This window comes from Herbaspirillum sp. Her3 (assembly GCF_057961275.1).
Genome location: NZ_CM176328.1, coordinates 2,750,789 through 2,766,643 on the forward strand (window position 1 = coordinate 2,750,789; position 15,855 = coordinate 2,766,643).

General features: G+C 63.0%; 16 protein-coding genes. 9 read left to right on the forward strand and 7 right to left on the reverse strand.

The genetic code is table 11. The features are described from left to right. Positions 1 to 241 precede the first annotated feature (241 nt). A complete protein-coding gene (locus ACVC5H_RS12575; protein ID WP_489622612.1) occupies positions 242 to 580 on the forward strand; it encodes a hypothetical protein in 339 nt (112 codons plus the stop codon). 13 nt (positions 581 to 593) lie between these two features. Here the strand turns inward: ACVC5H_RS12575 and ACVC5H_RS12580 are convergent, their stop codons facing one another. Genes ACVC5H_RS12580 through budC form a run of 4 tightly spaced genes read right to left on the reverse strand, consistent with a single transcriptional unit; the run spans position 594 to position 4,758 of the window. Beyond that, complete coding sequence (locus tag ACVC5H_RS12580; RefSeq protein ID WP_489622613.1) at positions 594 to 1,397, reverse strand: endonuclease/exonuclease/phosphatase family protein; 804 nt, start codon at positions 1,395 to 1,397, stop codon at positions 594 to 596. Then, on the reverse strand, positions 1,397 to 3,721 hold the full coding sequence (locus tag ACVC5H_RS12585; RefSeq protein WP_489622614.1) for a VTT domain-containing protein: 2,325 nt from the start codon (positions 3,719 to 3,721) through the stop codon (positions 1,397 to 1,399). The genes ACVC5H_RS12580 and ACVC5H_RS12585 overlap by 1 nt, the downstream gene beginning before the upstream one ends. A 48-nt stretch (positions 3,722 to 3,769) precedes the next feature. Continuing rightward, on the reverse strand, positions 3,770 to 3,949 hold the full coding sequence (locus ACVC5H_RS12590) for a hypothetical protein (protein ID WP_489622615.1): 180 nt from the start codon (positions 3,947 to 3,949) through the stop codon (positions 3,770 to 3,772). 23 nt (positions 3,950 to 3,972) lie between these two features. Then, a complete protein-coding gene (gene budC, locus ACVC5H_RS12595) occupies positions 3,973 to 4,758 on the reverse strand; it encodes a meso-2,3-butanediol dehydrogenase (protein ID WP_489622616.1) in 786 nt (261 codons plus the stop codon). Positions 4,759 to 5,103: 345 nt separating this feature from the next. Between budC and ACVC5H_RS12600 the strand changes: the two genes are divergently transcribed. From ACVC5H_RS12600 to ACVC5H_RS12620, 5 genes are read left to right on the forward strand one after another with little or no spacing between them, the layout of a single operon-like run. Next, positions 5,104 to 7,542 (forward strand): ATP-binding protein, encoded by a 2,439-nt coding sequence (locus ACVC5H_RS12600; RefSeq protein ID WP_489622617.1) that lies wholly within the window; start codon positions 5,104 to 5,106, stop codon positions 7,540 to 7,542. A 52-nt stretch (positions 7,543 to 7,594) separates the two neighbouring features. Next, entirely contained in the window at positions 7,595 to 8,320 is a 726-nt protein-coding gene (locus tag ACVC5H_RS12605) for a methyl-accepting chemotaxis protein (RefSeq protein WP_489622618.1), read from the forward strand. Next, complete coding sequence (locus tag ACVC5H_RS12610) at positions 8,317 to 8,925, forward strand: hypothetical protein (protein WP_489622619.1); 609 nt, start codon at positions 8,317 to 8,319, stop codon at positions 8,923 to 8,925. Before ACVC5H_RS12605 ends, ACVC5H_RS12610 begins: the two co-directional genes overlap by 4 nt. Positions 8,926 to 8,955: 30 nt before the next feature. Further along, on the forward strand, positions 8,956 to 9,909 hold the full coding sequence (locus tag ACVC5H_RS12615) for a chemotaxis protein CheX (RefSeq protein ID WP_489622620.1): 954 nt from the start codon (positions 8,956 to 8,958) through the stop codon (positions 9,907 to 9,909). Positions 9,910 to 9,969: 60 nt separating this feature from the next. Continuing rightward, entirely contained in the window at positions 9,970 to 10,338 is a 369-nt protein-coding gene (locus tag ACVC5H_RS12620; RefSeq protein WP_489622621.1) for a response regulator, read from the forward strand. Positions 10,339 to 10,388: 50 nt separating this feature from the next. On the opposite strand, the gene ACVC5H_RS12625 is transcribed toward ACVC5H_RS12620, so the two are convergent. Then, on the reverse strand, positions 10,389 to 11,258 hold the full coding sequence (locus tag ACVC5H_RS12625; RefSeq protein WP_489622622.1) for a PCC domain-containing protein: 870 nt from the start codon (positions 11,256 to 11,258) through the stop codon (positions 10,389 to 10,391). 216 nt (positions 11,259 to 11,474) lie between these two features. Here ACVC5H_RS12625 and ACVC5H_RS12630 point away from each other — a divergent pair, with 216 nt between their 5' ends. Beyond that, positions 11,475 to 12,701, forward strand: coding sequence for an IS256 family transposase (locus ACVC5H_RS12630; protein ID WP_209585377.1), 1,227 nt, complete (start codon positions 11,475 to 11,477; stop codon positions 12,699 to 12,701). Here ACVC5H_RS12630 and ACVC5H_RS12635 read toward each other — a convergent pair. Both ACVC5H_RS12635 and ACVC5H_RS12640 read right to left on the reverse strand, forming a co-directional pair. Next, positions 12,698 to 13,561, reverse strand: a complete 864-nt coding sequence (locus ACVC5H_RS12635; RefSeq protein WP_489622623.1) for a tetratricopeptide repeat protein — start codon at positions 13,559 to 13,561, stop codon at positions 12,698 to 12,700. The two genes, ACVC5H_RS12630 and ACVC5H_RS12635, sit on opposite strands and share 4 nt — an antisense overlap. Before the next feature lie 17 nt (positions 13,562 to 13,578). Continuing rightward, the gene (locus ACVC5H_RS12640; RefSeq protein ID WP_489622624.1) at positions 13,579 to 13,953 is read right to left on the reverse strand and encodes a cupin domain-containing protein; all 375 of its coding nucleotides are present in this window, start codon (positions 13,951 to 13,953) and stop codon (positions 13,579 to 13,581) included. A 141-nt stretch (positions 13,954 to 14,094) separates the two neighbouring features. Between ACVC5H_RS12640 and ACVC5H_RS12645 the strand changes: the two genes are divergently transcribed. Both ACVC5H_RS12645 and queE read left to right on the forward strand, forming a co-directional pair. After that, entirely contained in the window at positions 14,095 to 15,009 is a 915-nt protein-coding gene (locus ACVC5H_RS12645) for a DUF72 domain-containing protein (RefSeq protein WP_489622625.1), read from the forward strand. Positions 15,010 to 15,174: 165 nt separating this feature from the next. Next, positions 15,175 to 15,810: a 7-carboxy-7-deazaguanine synthase gene (gene queE, locus ACVC5H_RS12650; protein ID WP_489622626.1), complete on the forward strand. Its 636-nt coding sequence runs from the start codon at positions 15,175 to 15,177 to the stop codon at positions 15,808 to 15,810. Positions 15,811 to 15,855: the final 45 nt, after the last annotated feature.

A 15,855-nucleotide genomic window follows, 5' to 3' on the forward strand; every position in this document is an offset into this window, starting at 1 on the left:
GTGCGGAGGACAGCCCACGGGAAAATGCGAGCCGCCTGCGCGTCAGGCGCTCTTTCGTTCCCGCGCGCCGGTGCAGGCCGGCGTGTTCCGATCCTGCGTTGATCCACACAGACATCGCCGACTTCCCGCAACGGGAGGCTGGTTCATGCTTGCCACTGCGCACTTGGGCGTCATCACGACGGCGCGGCGGCAACTCAGGGGCAGACCACACATGCAACATATGCCAGTGCAAGGGGAAAACATGCACAGCAACGCAATGCAGCCAGTCCGGGGCAGCGACGCCTGCGCGCGCGTCGAGGAACTCCGCCGACGTTATCGCAAGATGCGGCGCTGGTGCCTGACCGGCTTCGTCGCCATCCCGCTGCTGCTCGGATTTCTCTGGCTGCAGTTCGTCAGCGCCTTCAGCAATGGCGAATTGTTCTATGGCGGTCAGGTCTGCGACTGCAGCGCGGCGGTGACGATGTGGGTCCGCGATTATGTCTGGACCCAGATGATCTGGCTGCCGGGCAACATGATCTTCCTGCTGATCTGGATCGCGCTGGCGGTCAAGCTCTGGAGCGGCAAGCGCAGCGCGGCTTGAGCCGGCCCGCAGTTCAGCCATCGATATGCGCCACCAGCGGCAGGTGATCGGAGGCCACGCGTGAGAGCGGGCTGCGGTGGACCCGCACCTGCTGCAGGCGCTGGCGCGGGCTGATCCAGATCCGGTCCAGCGCAAGGAGCGGCCAGCGCGAGGGAAAGGTGCGCGGTGCCGGCGCCGCCTCGAAGTGCGATATCAGCCAGCGCAGCGCGCGTCCCCACATGAACCATTCATTGACGTCACCCATTAGGATCACCGGTGCCTGGTCGGTATCGAAGGCCTGCAGCAGTCGCTTGATCTGGGCGCGCCGCTCGGCGGGCTTGAGGCCGAGGTGGGTGGCGATCACCCGCAGCATGTGGCCATGGCAATCGATATCGGCATCCAGTGCGCCGCGCGGTTCGCGGCTGCCGAAGGACAGGTCGATGCTCTCCTTGGCCAGGATGGGATAGCGGCTCAGCACCGCATTGCCATAGCGCCGCTCTTCGCTCTGCAGCGTCGGTCCTTCGACCGCAAAGAATCCCGTTTCCTCTCTCAACAGCGCCAGCACGTCCGGCTGGGAAGTGCCGCCCAATGGCACTTCCTGCAGGGCCACCACGTCGGCCCCGATCTCCTGCAGCACCTGCGCTATGCGCTGCGGCGAAAACACGCCATCGGTGCCAACCGCGCCGTGGATGTTGTAGGTCGCCACCGTCAGGGGCCAGGGGTCGAGGCCGCTCAGGGGCACATCGCCCGTGAGGACGAGCTCGGTATCGGCGGGTTTCTTCTGCACCGCAGGGCTTTGTGGCGCTTGCGGGGCGCGGGACAAGGTACCGGAAGTCATCAGGCCTGCCTTGCCTCCACGCCGTGTTCTGCATTCACGCGCGCCATGCCGTCGTCGTGGCGCTGGCCGGACTCTGCGTTGCCCGATGGCGGCGGGTTGCTCTTGCGCGGCGGCGTTGCGGATGGCTTGCCGGTTTTTCCCGTGCGTGGCTTGAGCAGCTTTTGCAGTCCAAAAGCCATGAGCATCAGCGCCGCCGTTACCCCGATCAGCACCAGCACGGTCTGCAGGCTGGGATGGCGGATCGCTTCGGCCAGGTTGTGGGAGAAGACCACGGTCAGCACGATGCCCGGTGCCATGCCGATCAGGGTGCCCAGCAGGTAGTCGCGCAAGCCCAGGTGCGACGCGCCCGCCACCACGTTGACCACGGTAAAGGGCGCGATGGGCAGCAGCCGCACTACGGCCATGGCGGCGATGCCGCGCTGGGCAAAGCGGCGGCTCAGGTTGTTGATGCGCGGGCCCAGCATGTCACGCAGGGCATCGTGGCCCAGCCAGTGTCCCAGGCCAAAGCCGAGCAGGGCGCTCAAGCCCACGCCGGCGGTGGCATAGAGCCCGCCATTGACGGGCCCGAACACCACGCCCGCTACCGCGATGAGGACCGTGATCGGTACCATCAGCATGCCCGCCACCACGAAGGCCGCGATCACGATGGCCGGGGTGAAGGGCATCTGGTCGACACTGCGGGCCAGGGCGATGAGCGAGCTCAGGTTGATCCATTCGCGCAGGGGCGTGAAGCGCCAGGCCAGGGCAAAGACCACCAGCACCAGGGCCAGTACGCCCAGGCCGATCATGCGGCGCGGTACCGGTTTCCTGGCGCTGTGCGGTACGTAGGCATCGACGATCTCATCGGGACTGATGGGACGTTCCGGGTCGAAGACAGCATTGTCCTGGGTCAATGCATCCAGTTCGGGAATCAGGCGCGGATCCATGGGCCGCAATTCGCGGCGCTCCGGCTGGCGCAGAGACGCGATGGCCGCGTGCAGGCTGCGCTCCTGCTGCAGCGCCGCTTGCACGTCGGCCGGCGCCACGCCCAGATGCTCGGCCAGCAGGCGGTTGCGCATCAAGGCAATGGCGCTGCGGATCTCGGCCTGCCTGGCAGCGTCGCCCTGGACCTCGATGGTCAGGTTGCATTCGGTATCGAAGGCCATGGAGCGGTTGCTCATGTTGGCCGAGCCCACCGAGAACAGACGGTCATCCATGGCAAAGACCTTGCTGTGCACGTTCAGGCAGCAGCCGTCTTCCAGGCCGGGCAGGTGGGGGCAATACATCTGGTAGCGCGCCTGGGCCTGCTGGCCCTGGTTTTCCAGCGCGCTCTTGAGGCGATGGTGGATGCGTGCGCGCAGCGCTCCCATCGTGGCTTGTTCCAGCCAGCCGCTCTGGGTCTGCGGGGAAATGACGGCCACCTCCGGTCCTTGGGGTTCGCGCAGGCGCGCGCCGATGGCCTCGGACAAGACGTTGGACGTGAAATACTGGTTCTCGAAGAACAGGCAATCCTGCGCAGCGGCAATGGCATTGAGGTACAGCTCGCGCACCTCGAAGACACCGGGGCGGCCTTCATAGGCGGGCTCGGTGCGAGAGATGCCGACCTGCAGGTCGCGCAGGTCCGGCTCCACGCCTTGTGGCCAGGGATCTTCGGCCGACAGCGCCAGGGCGTCCTGTGCCGGCACACGACGTTCGGCGTAGCCAGCCAGGCTCCAGCGCCGGCGCGCCAGCTCGCCCAAGGCGCGGGCGGCGTCCCCATCCACCATGGCCTGCACGTCGTGGAAGGGTGCATAAGGCCTGCCATCCGGATCGCGCCGCAAAGGATGGTCCGGCAAATGCTCGGGGGTATCCCAGCGGCAGCGGGTGAGGTCCAGTCCGCCGACGAAGGCCAGCTTGTCGTCGATCACCACGATCTTCTGATGATGCGAGGCGCCCACCGGATGGCGCGCGTCGGTACGGAAGTGCAGACGCTTGTTGCGCGGGCGGCCGGGCTTCCTGGCCATCATCCATTCGCGCTCCAGCGCATAGAGCATGGCGTAGTCCCAGTTCAGCACGTGGAGCTGCAGGTGCGGCTGGCGTTCTGCCAGCGCGTGCAGCAGGTCGCCCAGTTGCGCCGGCAACCCGTCATCGGTGACACCCGGAGCCAGTACCGTACGGCTGTCGATGTCCCAGCCCAGGATGTAGACGCTGCGCTGCGCATTGAGCAAGGCCATGCGCAGTACGCGGAAATAATCGGCAGCATCGATGAGCAGCTTGAAGCGATCCGCGTGCTCCCGCCGCCAGCAATTGCGGCCGGGCTGCAACAGCCCGGGGTGGGCGCAATCCTGGACAGTGGGTGAGGGCATCGGAGCCTCCGCAAGACGAAGTGGTGGTGGTGATTTGTTCTTGTGCGATCAGGGCTTGCCGACCGAGAGCGGATGCTCTTCTTGCGCCGCGCCGCCGCGCGGGTTCTTGTCCGGCTGATCGCTGCCGCCTTGCACGGCATCGTGCGGCAGCGGTTGCGGCTTGCGGCGGTCCATGCCGGTTTCGGTGGCGTCGGTGGTCTCTTCGGGCAGGGGGATCTTGTCGTTCATGGTCATCTCCTCATCGGTGGCGGTCATTGCGGCGGCTGACCGTTGGAGGCGGTCAGGCCGCCATCGACCGGCATGTTCACACCGGTCACGAACCCGGCATCGGGACTGGCGAGAAAGGCGATCACCGCCGCAATCTCGACCGGATCGGCGCCCCGGCCCAGGGGAATGCGTTCGGCAAACTTGGCCAACAATGCCTGGTCATCGGCAATATCGGCGGTCATGCCGGTGAAAGTGAGGCTGGGGCAGACCGCGTTGACGCGCACGCCCTTGCGGCCGAAGTCCAGAGCCATCGCGCGGGTGAGGTTGACCACGGCACCTTTGGAGGTGTTGTAAGCCGCCAGATTCCAGTCCGCACCCAGGCCCGAGACGGAGGCCACGTTGACGATGCAGCCCCGGGTCTTTTCCAGGTGCGGCATGGCTTCGCGGGCACCATAGAAGACACCGTTGACGTTGGTGGCCTGCACGTGGTGCCAGTCTTCCGGACTGACCTGGGTGATGTCGCCCTCGGCAAAGATGCCGGCATCGCTCACCAGCACGTCCAGGCGGCCGAAGCGCTCGATGGCGAAGTCCACCATCTGGCGCACGTCATCATGGTGCGACACGTCGGTCTCACGCGCGGCGGTGCGTTCGGCGGGTAGGGATTCGAACACCTTGGTCAGTGCGGCGGCATCGCGGTCGGCCAGCAGCACCAGGGCGCCTTCATCGGAGAAGCGGCGGGCAGTGGCTTCGCCGATGCCGGAGGCGGCGCCGGTGACGATGACCACCTTGTCCTTGAAGCGCTGCAGATGGGAGGGATTGAGGCTGGGCATGCGGACTCCTGTTCAACTGGACAAATGAAAAGCGGGGATGGGCAGCACGCAGGCCGGGCTGCCAAGAACTTCACATTAGGCCTTTCACCTGCCCCGGCCCATCGGACAGCTCCCCAAGCTGATGTAGGAAGATGCTGTCGCCCGCAGCCCGGCGGGTGACTGCGCAGAATGCGAGTCCGCCGCTTGTGATGGAAGGTAAAAATGTGTTGTCACGCAGCAGTAATACTTCGATGCAACAATGCGCCCCGCTACCAGACCGGCTGCTCATTTGTTCAGTTTTTGTGGGGGAAACTGAACCAAATGACAACTTTTAGCCGGTTTTACCTCCACCTCAAGAGGACCTTCATGACTATCCGCATGCGTATCACCCTATTGGTGATGCTTACCTTCATCGCGATCGCCGGCATCGGCGGCTACGCGATGTATCAATCCCGCAGCAGCGCCGTGGAAGTGCGTTCGGTCACGGAAGGCGTCATGCCCAGCGTGCTGGCGTCGGCCGACCTGATGGGGCAGTTGAAGGACGTGCAGTTGGCCGCCATGGTCATGGTCAACGAAACCGACAATCAACTGGTTGCCCAGGAAAACGACAAGCTGGCCGAAAAGAAGGCCGTGCTGGAAAAAGCCCTGACAGCCCAGGCGCAGCAGGCTGAAGGCATGGCCCAGCGCGGCCTGATCGAGCAGGCCAAGGAAAGCCTGGACAATTACTTCGGCGCCATCGACACCACCGCCAAGTTCAAGCTGGCCGGCAAGAACGAGATCGCCCAGGCGCAGTTCTTCGGCGGCGTGATGCAGTACCAGACCGAGCTGGAAGGCATCATCAACACCCTGCGTATCGAGAAGAACCGCTTCAAGGACAATGCCATTGCCTCGCTCAACGGCAAGCTGGCCCAGACCACGACCACCATCAGCCTGGTCACCGTGGTGGCGGTGCTGCTGCTGGGCGGCATCGGCTTGCTGCTGTATCGCCAGATCACCGGCCCGATCAGCCGCATGGCCGCCATGATGGGCGAGATCGCCACCAGCCAGGACTTCACCCGCCGCCTGCCGGTGCAGCGCATGGATGAGGTGGGCCACTCCATCGTCGCCTTCAACGGCATGGTCGAGAAGATCGAAGAAGCCTCGGCCCAGGTACGCCAGAAGACGGCAGACATGCAGGCCATGCTGCAGAACATCCCGCAGGGCATCCTTACCATCGTTGACGGCAACAAGGTGCATCCGGAGTACTCGGCTTTCCTGGAAACCGTGTTCGACACCACCGACATCGCCGGCCGCGACGTGATGGAACTGGTCTTCGCCAACACCAACCTGGGGGCCGACACGATCTCGCAGATCGAGGCCATCGGCGGTGCCTGCATCGGCGAAGACGTGATGAACTTCTCCTTCAACGAACACCTGATGATCGGCGAAATCGAGAAGACCATGGCCGACGGCAGCGTGAAGATCCTCGACCTGTCCTGGTCGCCCATCACCGACGAGCAAGATATGGTGATTCGCCTGATGCTGTGCGTACGCGACGTGACCGAGCTGCGCAAGCTGGCTGCCGAAGCCAATGAACAGAAGCGCGAACTGGAAATGATCGGCGAGATCCTTGCCGTCGCCCCGGCCAAGTTTGCCGACTTCATCAGCAGCGCGCGCCGCTTCCTGGATGAGAACGAGCAGATCGTGCACCAGAACCCGGAAGCCACCGCCTTCGCCATCGCCAAGCTGTTCCGCAACATGCATACCATCAAGGGCAATGGCCGTACCTATGGCCTGCTGCACCTGGCCAACGTGGTCCACCATACCGAGCAGCACTATGACGACCTGCGCCACGCTTCCAGCGGCGCGGTCTGGGACCAGGAAGAGCTGTTGCTGCAACTGGCCCAGGTACGCGAGGTCATCGACCGCTACGCCCGCATCAACGACGTGACCCTGGCACGTGGCACCCAGGCCGGCGCCGAACAGGTGCTGGCGGGCTACGAGCGCCATGTCCTGACCATCGACCGCAAGCACATCCAGGACAGTCTGCAGCGCCTGGAGAATGTCAACACCGCCAACCTGCACGAACTGGTGGCCGTGCGCAACGACGTGCGCCGCACCCTGCGCCTGCTGGGCACCGAGTCCATCGAGAGCGTGCTGGCACCCGTCATCGATTCGCTGCCGGCGCTGGCCAGCGATCTCGGCAAGGCGGCGCCGGTGGTGCAGATCGACGATAACGGCTACGTGGTTCACAGCTTTGCTTCGCCGCTGCTGCAAAACGTCTTCATGCACCTGATCCGCAATGCGGTCGACCACGGCCTGGAGTCCAGCGAAGAGCGCCTGGCCAAGGGCAAGCCTGAAGCCGGCACCATCAAGCTGGAAATGGGCGTGATGGAAGACATGTTCCAGATGGCCCTGTCCGACGATGGCCGTGGACTGGCCCTGCACAAGGTGCGCCAGATCGGTATCGAGAAGCAGCTCATCAGCGCAGACCAGGTGCTCACCGACGCCGAGACCGCGCGCCTGATCCTGCAGCCGGGCTTCTCCACCCGCAGCGAAGTGACCGAGGTATCGGGACGCGGCGTGGGCATGGATGCGGTGCTGGACTTCGTGACCCGGGAACATGGCAAGGTCGAGATCCGCTTCATGGATGGCGAAGAGGGCGCCGCCTTCCGGGCCTTCCAGATCATCGTGATGCTGCCGGAGAGCGTGGCGGTGGAAGTCGATGGCATCGACGTACCGTATCCGGTCGCCGGCCAGGAAGGCGCATCCGCACTGGCACAGCCGCTGGTACTGCCGCAGGGTAGCGATCCGCAGGTGGCCTGAGTGCCAGGCTTGCTCTCACCGTAGATATTCAAGACAGCAGGAAAGCAGATCCATGTTTCAATCCCTTCTCCTGGTGGCGCTGGGCGCCGCCCTGGCCGGCCTGCCGATGGCCGCGCTGTGGCTGCGCCAGAAACGCCGCGCACGCCAGTTGATCGATGCCGGCCAGCTCGAACAGGTGCGTGACCAGGCCCAGGCGGCCCTGGCCCAGCAACAGCAAGAGTGGGCTGCTCACCAGCAGCAGCTGGAGCAGGACCGCCTCTCGGCCCAGCAGCATATGGCCGAGATGCGCCGCGAGAGTGAGGCCATGATGGCGCGCCTGGCCAGCCAGCAATCCGATCACGTTTCGCGCGTGCGAGAGAACTGCGACCAGTCGCAGGACACCATCAGCAAGTTGCTGGGCCTGGTGCGCACCTTCGAGCGCTGGCACGACGACATGAACGAACTCATCGCCCACAACCGCGAGATGCACCGCAAGAACGACGAGTTTGCCCTGATCGTGAACCAGGTCATCATCGTGGCCCTCAATGCCTCCATCGAGGCCGCGCGCGCTGGCGTGCACGGACGCGGCTTCGCCGTGGTGGCGCAGGAAGTGCGCGACCTGGCGCAGCGTGCCGACAAGCTCTCCAAGAGCTATCGCGCCAACCTGTACCAGAACGACCTGATCACCACGACCACCTTCCAGGACTTGCAGGCCGGCGGCAAGATGATCATGGGCGCCGTCATCGGCCTGGACCTGATCAACAAGAAGACCAGGGAAGCCCTGGCCGAAGCGGCATGAGCGCCAACGACATGGACGAGCTGCAGGCCGTGGCCGAGAGCATCCCCGATGAGCGCATCAGCGCCAGTGCCCGCGATGGTTTCGACACGCTGCTGCAGCAGGCCCTGCGCAGCAGCCTGGTGCCTGCCGACAGCAGCGCCGAGATCACGGTGTTGGAAGACATCGCCGCCATCGGCGAGCAGAAGATGGTGGTACTGACGATTTCGTCTTATCTGTTTCGTTTGATGGTGATGTTCCACTTCACGCCGGACGCCGCGACGCGTGGGCATTTTGCGCGGCTCACGCGCGCTGCACCCGGCGAGATGGGCGAGCAGGTCTTGCTCGACGCCATCGCCGAATGCGGCAACCTCTGCTGCGGCATCTTCAACCGTGAGCTGGGGCGTTTCTTTCCGCACCTGGGCATGTCCACACCCAATGTGATCGACACCCGCTGCGTGCTCTATCTGCAAAAACTCAACTGCGCGCACGTGCGGCATTTCGCCATCGATATGCCGGGCTCGCCGCGTTTTCATGTCTCGCTGAGCGTCTCTGCCTATGACCACCTCGACTTTGCGGTGGCGCCCGGCGAAGAGGCCGACACCACCGGCGAGCTGGAACTGTTCTGACCATCAACGATCCGGGGGAATCACATCATCATGCAAGCCACTGCCAGCCTCGACAACACCCTCACCAGCAAGATACTGGTGCTGGACCGCGATGCCGACTGCTACGACACCATCAAATCCTTTTGCGAACGTCACCACCTGGTGGGCCTGAAGGCCCATGAGGAACACGTCATGGCGGTCCTGCGCAGCAATGTGGACCTGGGCGGCATCATGCTCTCGGAAAGCCTGGCCGACCTGGGCGTCGGCAGCGCCGGTCTGGCGCGCCGCATTCGCGAAGTGCGCCCGGAATTGCCGATCTTCCTGCGCCGCCGCCGCGAGAGCGCCGATGCCGATCTGTCCGAGCGCGACAGCGAACTCTTCAGTGCCGTCTACCGCATCGAGAACATCGATGCCCTGGCCCCGGCCGTGGCGGCCTCCATTTTCAGCCAGCGCTATCCCAATGCGCTGGTGCGTGGCATTGCCGAGATCAGCCGCATGGTGCTGGAACGTCAGTTCCCCGGCATGCAGGTGGAGATCGATCAGCCCTATCTGGTACGCGACCGTATCATTTTCGGCGAAGTGTTTACCTTGATTCCGCTGGAGAGCAGCTGGTGCCGCGGCTACATGATGCTGCAGGCCGAACAGAAGACGCTGCAGGCGCTGGCACCGGACGAGTCGAGCGACTTCCGCCATCTCAACAATGCCCTGGGTGAGCTGACCAACCTGATCTGGGGCTGGTTCAAGAACCGCTTCATCAACCAGAGCCAGCCGATTCAGCAGTTGAGCCAGGTGCCGATCATCATCAATCACCAGCATCGCTACATTTCCTTCGGTTCGGAGGACCCGCAACTGTGCTTCAAGTACCTGCTGCGCCGTGATGAGGGCGAAGCGCTGGTGCTGCTGCAGCGCTTCATCTTCAATCTGTCGTGGTCGCCGGAAGATTTCACCGAGAACCAGACCTCGGTGGAGGACCTGTTCGAGTCCGGCGATCTGGAACTGTTCTGAAAGCCGGCGCAGACCGGCATTGATACAAACTTCCCCCCTTAAGCAAAGAGAGAATTCAAGATGGCACAAATCCTGGTAGTGGACGATTCGAGCACCGTGCGCGCCGAGGTCGGCGACTTCCTCAAGAAGAACGGCCTGGACGTGGCCCTGGCCGTGGACGGTCGCGACGGCCTCAACAAACTCAAGGGCGACCCCGCCATCAAGCTGGTGGTGTCCGACGTGAACATGCCCAACATGGATGGCCTGACCATGGCCGAGAAGATCCGCAGCGAACTGGGCAATGCCAGCGTGAACATCATCATGCTGACCACCGAGAACTCGCCCATCATGAAAGAACGTGGCAAGGCTGCCGGCATCAAGGGCTGGATCGTGAAACCCTTCAAAGGGGAAGCGGTGTTGCCGACCTTCAAGAAGCTGGTGGGCGTTTAAGTCTTTCTTGACCGGACAGAGAGCCGGCACCCCGGAAGGGGTGCCGGCTTTCATTGTTCTTGCAGCACCAGTTCAAAGCAGATCAACACGGGATTGCTGCCGCGTGACAGCACGCCTTCACACACCTGGCCTTGCGGATTGATGAGGCCGATGTCCAGTCTTCCTGTCCCGTCCCGGACTTCACCTGAACGGATCAGGATCTCGGTGGCGCGGTCTTCCAGCACGCGTCCATCTTCAAATTCCGCCCCGATGATGCTGCCCACGCTGCCGCGCACGATGGCGTTGCGGATGCCATTGGCCGTACAGGCTTGTTCTACGGCAATGGTCAGGTCCTGATCCGGGCGGATGCGCGCCAATACGATGCGCTTGCCGTCGGAGGTGGTGGCGATCTGGTCCGAGAGGCGGGTCGGGTAGAAAAGGGTGAAATTGGTTTCCGGATCGTAGCGGGTGGCCATGGTGGCGCCGTGCAGGCCCCAGGCCTGGGCGGGGGAGCTTGCACCGACCATGGTTTTTTCCATCATCAGGTGTCCGCCCTGGCGCTGCCCGTCGCGTCCGCGCCAGATGGCGTGACAGTGCACGAAGGGTTCGCCGTCCTTGCGGCCCACGGTGGCGCAGGCGTATTCGAGGAGGGTGCCTTCTTCCATCGCCTGCGGGGCGCTATAGAAGGCGGCGTGCTGGTCATCCACGGCCAGTGCGGGCATGAGGAAGTGCAGGGCGGCAACGGGCAGGTCGGCGAAGCGTACCGTGCCGCCGTCGAGACCGGCGCGGGCCAGAGGGAGGCAGATGGCGTCGCGCAGGTTCAGGCCGGCTTCGAGGGTGAAATCGAGCTGCGTGGCCGGGCCTGCCAGGGTGACAATGCGCTCGGGGTCGGGCGGGCCGGGGTGGTGGACGGTGCGGGTGAAGGCTTGGGGTACTGGCATGGCGTCTCCGGGGCAGTTGGCTGCGGTGCGGCTTTGGGGGACCGTCGGGGATGTTGACTGAGATCGTGGATTATCGCGCGTTCACACAAAGGTAGCTGGTGAATGTTTTTAATCAGCGAGGAGGGCGAGCAGGGCCGTTGAATCGTGGCCGGGCCTGTACATAATTTTGTGTAAACGGACTATTGGCAGGAAACTGTCGCCTTGTCCGGAGCCACAATGAGTAAAAAGAAACACGACGTACCCGAAGAATTACTGGCTGGATTGCTAGCCAATTACAAGAATCCCGAAGATTTAATAGGTGAAGAAGGCCTGTTGAAGCATCTCACCAAGCTGGTGGTGGAACGAGCCCTGGAAGCCGAGCTGAGCGAGCACCTGGGCCATGAGAAGCACGGGAGCGTAGCCAATGAGTCGGGCAACACCCGAAACGGCAAGAGTCGCAAGACGCTAAAGGGCGAATTCGGCGAGTTGCCAATTGAAGTTCCTCGAGACCGTCATGGCAGCTTCGAACCGAAGCTGGTAACCAAGCATCAGACGCGCTGGGCCGGCTTCGACGACAAGATTATTTCGCTGTATGCCCGTGGCATGACAGTAAGAGAGATTCAGGCGCACCTGGAAGAGATGTATGGAACCGAGGTGTCACCCAGCCTGATTTCATCGGTCACTGACGCCGTTGTCGATGAAGTCAAAGCCTGGCAAGCTAGGCCATTGAATCCAATTTATCCCATCGTTTATCTCGACTGTATCCATGTCAAAGTGCGTGAAGGAACGGTGCGAGTAAAAGCCGTCTACCTAGCCATCGGCATCACCATGGACGGTGAGAAGGAGGTGTTGGGACTGTGGCTAGCGCAAACGGAAGGCGCCAAGTTCTGGCTGCAGGTTGTCACTGAGCTGCGTAATCGCGGCGTGCAAGATATCTTCATCGCTTGCGTTGACGGCTTGAAGGGCTTCCCGGATGCCATCGAAGCTGTGTTCCCGAAGACCACGGTGCAGCTGTGTATCGTCCACATGGTCCGGCACAGCTTGAATTACGTCTCATGGAAACGACGTCCGGAGGTGGCGGCTGACCTACGATTGATTTACCAGTCGGCAACCGCCGAAGAAGCCGAACTCCGACTCGGTGAATTCGAAGAGAAATGGGATGCAGAGTATCTGCCTATCGGCCAATCCTGGCGGCGCAACTGGCCCCGTCTGATTCCGTTCTTCGACTTCCCACCAGAGATTCGAAAGGTCATCTATACGACCAATGCCATCGAGTCGGTCAACATGAGTTTGCGCAAGCTGACTAAGAACCGGGGCTCGTTCCCCAGCGATGAGGCGCTGATTAAACTCTTCTTCCTGGCCCTGCGCAACATCAGTAAAAAGTGGACGCTGCCCATCCGAGATTGGAAAGCTGCACTGACTCGGTTTACTATCCAGTTCGGTGAACGTATCTCTATGAATTAAACGAAATCCCGTTTACACAAAAAATCGGACACGCCCCATCCACGCAACGCCGCTTCCAGATCCCCCACATGCAGCCAAAGACGCCCGCTGCTGCCCGCCGTCAGTGCATGGGCGATGCGGCCGAACCATTGTGGCTGCAGCCGCAGCGCCGTACGGAAGGCGTGCAGTGCCTCTTCCATGCGGTGCACTTCCTGCAAGGCCACGCCCAGGTTGAGGGCCGCGTCGGCATAGTCGGAACGCAAGGACAGCGCGCGGGCAAAAGCATCCACGGCGGCCGGGCCATCCTTCAGGTCCTGCAGCACCAATCCCAGGTTGAACCAGGTCTCGGCCACCTCCGGACGCAGGCGGGCAGCTTGGGCAAAGGCGTCTCGCGCGGCCCTCAGATCGCCCAGCTCGCGCAGGGCGCTCCCCAGATTGAGCACGGCCTCCATGGCCTGCGGGGTCAGCGCCACGGCCCGGCGCAAGGCCGCAACCGCCTCTGCGGGACATCCCAGGGCCGACAGGCTCGTGCCCAGGTGAAAGTGCGCCTGGCTCAGATCGGGCTGATACCGGGCAGCGGCTTCGAAGTAAGGCACGGCCGCAGCAGGATCGGATTCGGCCAGCGCAATCCTGCCGGCGATCAGCAACGAGGGCACGTGCTGCGGACGCGGTGCCAGGCTCAGCAAGATATGTTGTCGCGCCTGCGCCAGCGCCTGGCCGTTCAGCGCCAGCATCGCCAGCAACTGATGCGCAGCCGGATGCTGTGGCACCAGGGCCAGCAAGGCGTGGCAGGCCTCTTCGGCCTGTGCGAAACGGCCCGCATTGTAGTGCTGCAGGGCAGCGGACAGGATCTGCTCGGCGGCGGCGGCAGGCGTGGGCATGTCGGGACTGGCGCGGCTCAGCTCGCAGCGCGTTCGACGATCACGTAATGCTTGCGCACCGGCTCCACCACTTCAAAGATCCCTTTGAAGCCAGCCGGAATCACCATGGCATCGCCCGGCCCGGCTTCAGCCGCGCGGCCTTGCTCATCGATGACGCGGCAGCGGCCTTCGAGGACGCAGAAATATTCATCCTTGTTGGGCGCGAAGGCGATGCGCCAGCTGCCTTTTTCGCAGGCCCAGATGCCAGCGTTCATCTCGCCGCTGGCGCTGGTGAAGTGATTCCACGTGGTGCGCAGCGGGTTGCCTTCCAGCCGGCGGTCTTCGCGCGGATGATCGAATTCGGGCGTGGGGGAGGCGAGACGGAATTGGGTGATGGCGGGCGTGGCGGTCATGATGGCGCAGCGAGGTAGCAATCGGTCAATATCGAGGCCAGCAGTGTAACAGCAGCCGGGCCGCTGCTGTCGCGCTGGCGGGCACCAAGCGAATGGTCCCTGGTCACATTGGAATGGAGTCATGTGAACAAGGAGGCAGGCATGGGCAAGATATGGATTGGCATTTCCGGCTGGCGTTATGCGCCCTGGCGCGGCAGTTTCTACCCCAAGGGGCTGCGCCAGGACGATGAGCTTCACTACGCCTCGCGGGTGCTGCCGAGCATCGAACTCAACGGTTCCTTCTACGCCCTGCAGCGGCCGGAAAGCTATCAGCGCTGGTATGAAGAAACGCCCCCCGGCTTCCTCTTCAGCCACAAGGGCAATCGCTTCATCACCCACACGCGCCGTCTGCAGGATATCGACGGTGCCCTGGCCAACGTGTTCGCCTCGGGTGTCTTGAACCTGAAGGAAAAGCTCGGGCCCTTCCTGTGGCAGTTCCCGCCCAGCTTCCGCTATGACCCGGAGCCGCTGGAGCATTTCCTGAGCTTGCTGCCGCACGATACTGAAGCGGCACAGCGGCTGGCACAAGGCCATGAGGCGCGCATGGAGGGCCGGGTGGCGCTGCAGATCGACCGCAAGCGCAAGCTGCGGCATGCCATGGAGATCCGCCATGAGAGCTTCGTGGACGAATCCTTCATCAAGCTGCTGCGCAAGTACAAGGTGGCGCTGGTGATCGCGGATGCACCCAGGAAATGGCCTTATCAGGAAGACGTGACAGCCGATTTCATGTACCTGCGCCTGCATGGCGACAAGCGCCTCTACCAGAGCGGCTACAGCGATGAGGCCATCGATGCCTGGGCCGAACGCATCCGCGCCTGGGCCAGCGGCGGCCAGCCGGAAGAGGGGCCGCGTATCTCGGAAACCGCCCCGCGCCAGCGTGCCAGCCGCGATATCTACTGTTATTTTGATAACGATATGAAGGTCAAGGCACCTTTTGATGCCCGTCGCCTGATTGACCGCCTGGGCCTGAAGCTGGACCTGCCGACGCCGGGACAGATGCTTGATGAGGATCAATGAGGTGATTCAGGCCTCGGGAGCGGCTATAATATCGCCCCTGACGCTGGCAAAATGGGCTGCAATATCAGTGACTTAGTGAAGAAGCTGATGCAAGGCGGCAGCGCCCCCTGCAGCCCGCGCCGTGTGTATCCATCCCTGTGCGGCCCTGCGCCTGCCTTCCCTATCGTGACTTACAGCATCAAAGAAATCTTCTATACCTTGCAAGGCGAGGGTGCGCACGCCGGCCGTCCGGCGGTGTTTTGCCGCTTTTCCGGCTGCAACCTCTGGACCGGCCGCGAGGAAGACCGCGCCCGCGCCATCTGCCAGTTCTGCGACACCGATTTTGTCGGCACCGATGGCGAGAATGGCGGCAAGTTCAAGGCGGCGACCGAACTGGCGGACAAGATCAACAGCTTCTGGCCTTCCACGCATACGGCCAGCAAATATGTGGTCTTCACCGGCGGCGAGCCCTTGCTGCAGCTGGATACGGCCTTGATCGAGGCCATGCATGCAGTCGGCTTTGAAATCGCCATCGAGACCAATGGCACCATCGAGGTGCCCGAGGGCATCGACTGGATCTGCGTCAGCCCCAAGATGGGGGCCGAGCTCAAGGTCAGGCGCGGCAGCGAGTTGAAGGTGGTGGTGCCGCAGCCGGGCCAGCCACTGGACGAATACGAACGGCTGGACTTCCGGCACTTCCTGCTGCAACCGATGGATGGGCCGCAGGCGGCCGCCAATACCCGCCTGGCCATCGAGATGGTCAAGAACAATCCCAAGTGGAAACTGAGTATCCAGACCCACAAGCTGCTCAATATTCCCTGACCGATTTTTGCTTTTTTCTTCATGCGGCGATGCGCCGCGTGATTA

Coding starts and splice junctions, on each gene's coding strand:
- ACVC5H_RS12575 (WP_489622612.1), top strand. CDS start 242: ATGCACAGCAACGCAATGCAGCCAGTCCGGGGCAGCGACGCCTGCGCG.
- ACVC5H_RS12580 (WP_489622613.1), bottom strand. CDS start 1,397: ATGACTTCCGGTACCTTGTCCCGCGCCCCGCAAGCGCCACAAAGCCCT.
- ACVC5H_RS12585 (WP_489622614.1), bottom strand. CDS start 3,721: ATGCCCTCACCCACTGTCCAGGATTGCGCCCACCCCGGGCTGTTGCAG.
- ACVC5H_RS12590 (WP_489622615.1), bottom strand. CDS start 3,949: ATGAACGACAAGATCCCCCTGCCCGAAGAGACCACCGACGCCACCGAA.
- budC (WP_489622616.1), bottom strand. CDS start 4,758: ATGCCCAGCCTCAATCCCTCCCATCTGCAGCGCTTCAAGGACAAGGTG.
- ACVC5H_RS12600 (WP_489622617.1), top strand. CDS start 5,104: ATGACTATCCGCATGCGTATCACCCTATTGGTGATGCTTACCTTCATC.
- ACVC5H_RS12605 (WP_489622618.1), top strand. CDS start 7,595: ATGTTTCAATCCCTTCTCCTGGTGGCGCTGGGCGCCGCCCTGGCCGGC.
- ACVC5H_RS12610 (WP_489622619.1), top strand. CDS start 8,317: ATGAGCGCCAACGACATGGACGAGCTGCAGGCCGTGGCCGAGAGCATC.
- ACVC5H_RS12615 (WP_489622620.1), top strand. CDS start 8,956: ATGCAAGCCACTGCCAGCCTCGACAACACCCTCACCAGCAAGATACTG.
- ACVC5H_RS12620 (WP_489622621.1), top strand. CDS start 9,970: ATGGCACAAATCCTGGTAGTGGACGATTCGAGCACCGTGCGCGCCGAG.
- ACVC5H_RS12625 (WP_489622622.1), bottom strand. CDS start 11,258: ATGCCAGTACCCCAAGCCTTCACCCGCACCGTCCACCACCCCGGCCCG.
- ACVC5H_RS12630 (WP_209585377.1), top strand. CDS start 11,475: ATGAGTAAAAAGAAACACGACGTACCCGAAGAATTACTGGCTGGATTG.
- ACVC5H_RS12635 (WP_489622623.1), bottom strand. CDS start 13,561: ATGCCCACGCCTGCCGCCGCCGCCGAGCAGATCCTGTCCGCTGCCCTG.
- ACVC5H_RS12640 (WP_489622624.1), bottom strand. CDS start 13,953: ATGACCGCCACGCCCGCCATCACCCAATTCCGTCTCGCCTCCCCCACG.
- ACVC5H_RS12645 (WP_489622625.1), top strand. CDS start 14,095: ATGGGCAAGATATGGATTGGCATTTCCGGCTGGCGTTATGCGCCCTGG.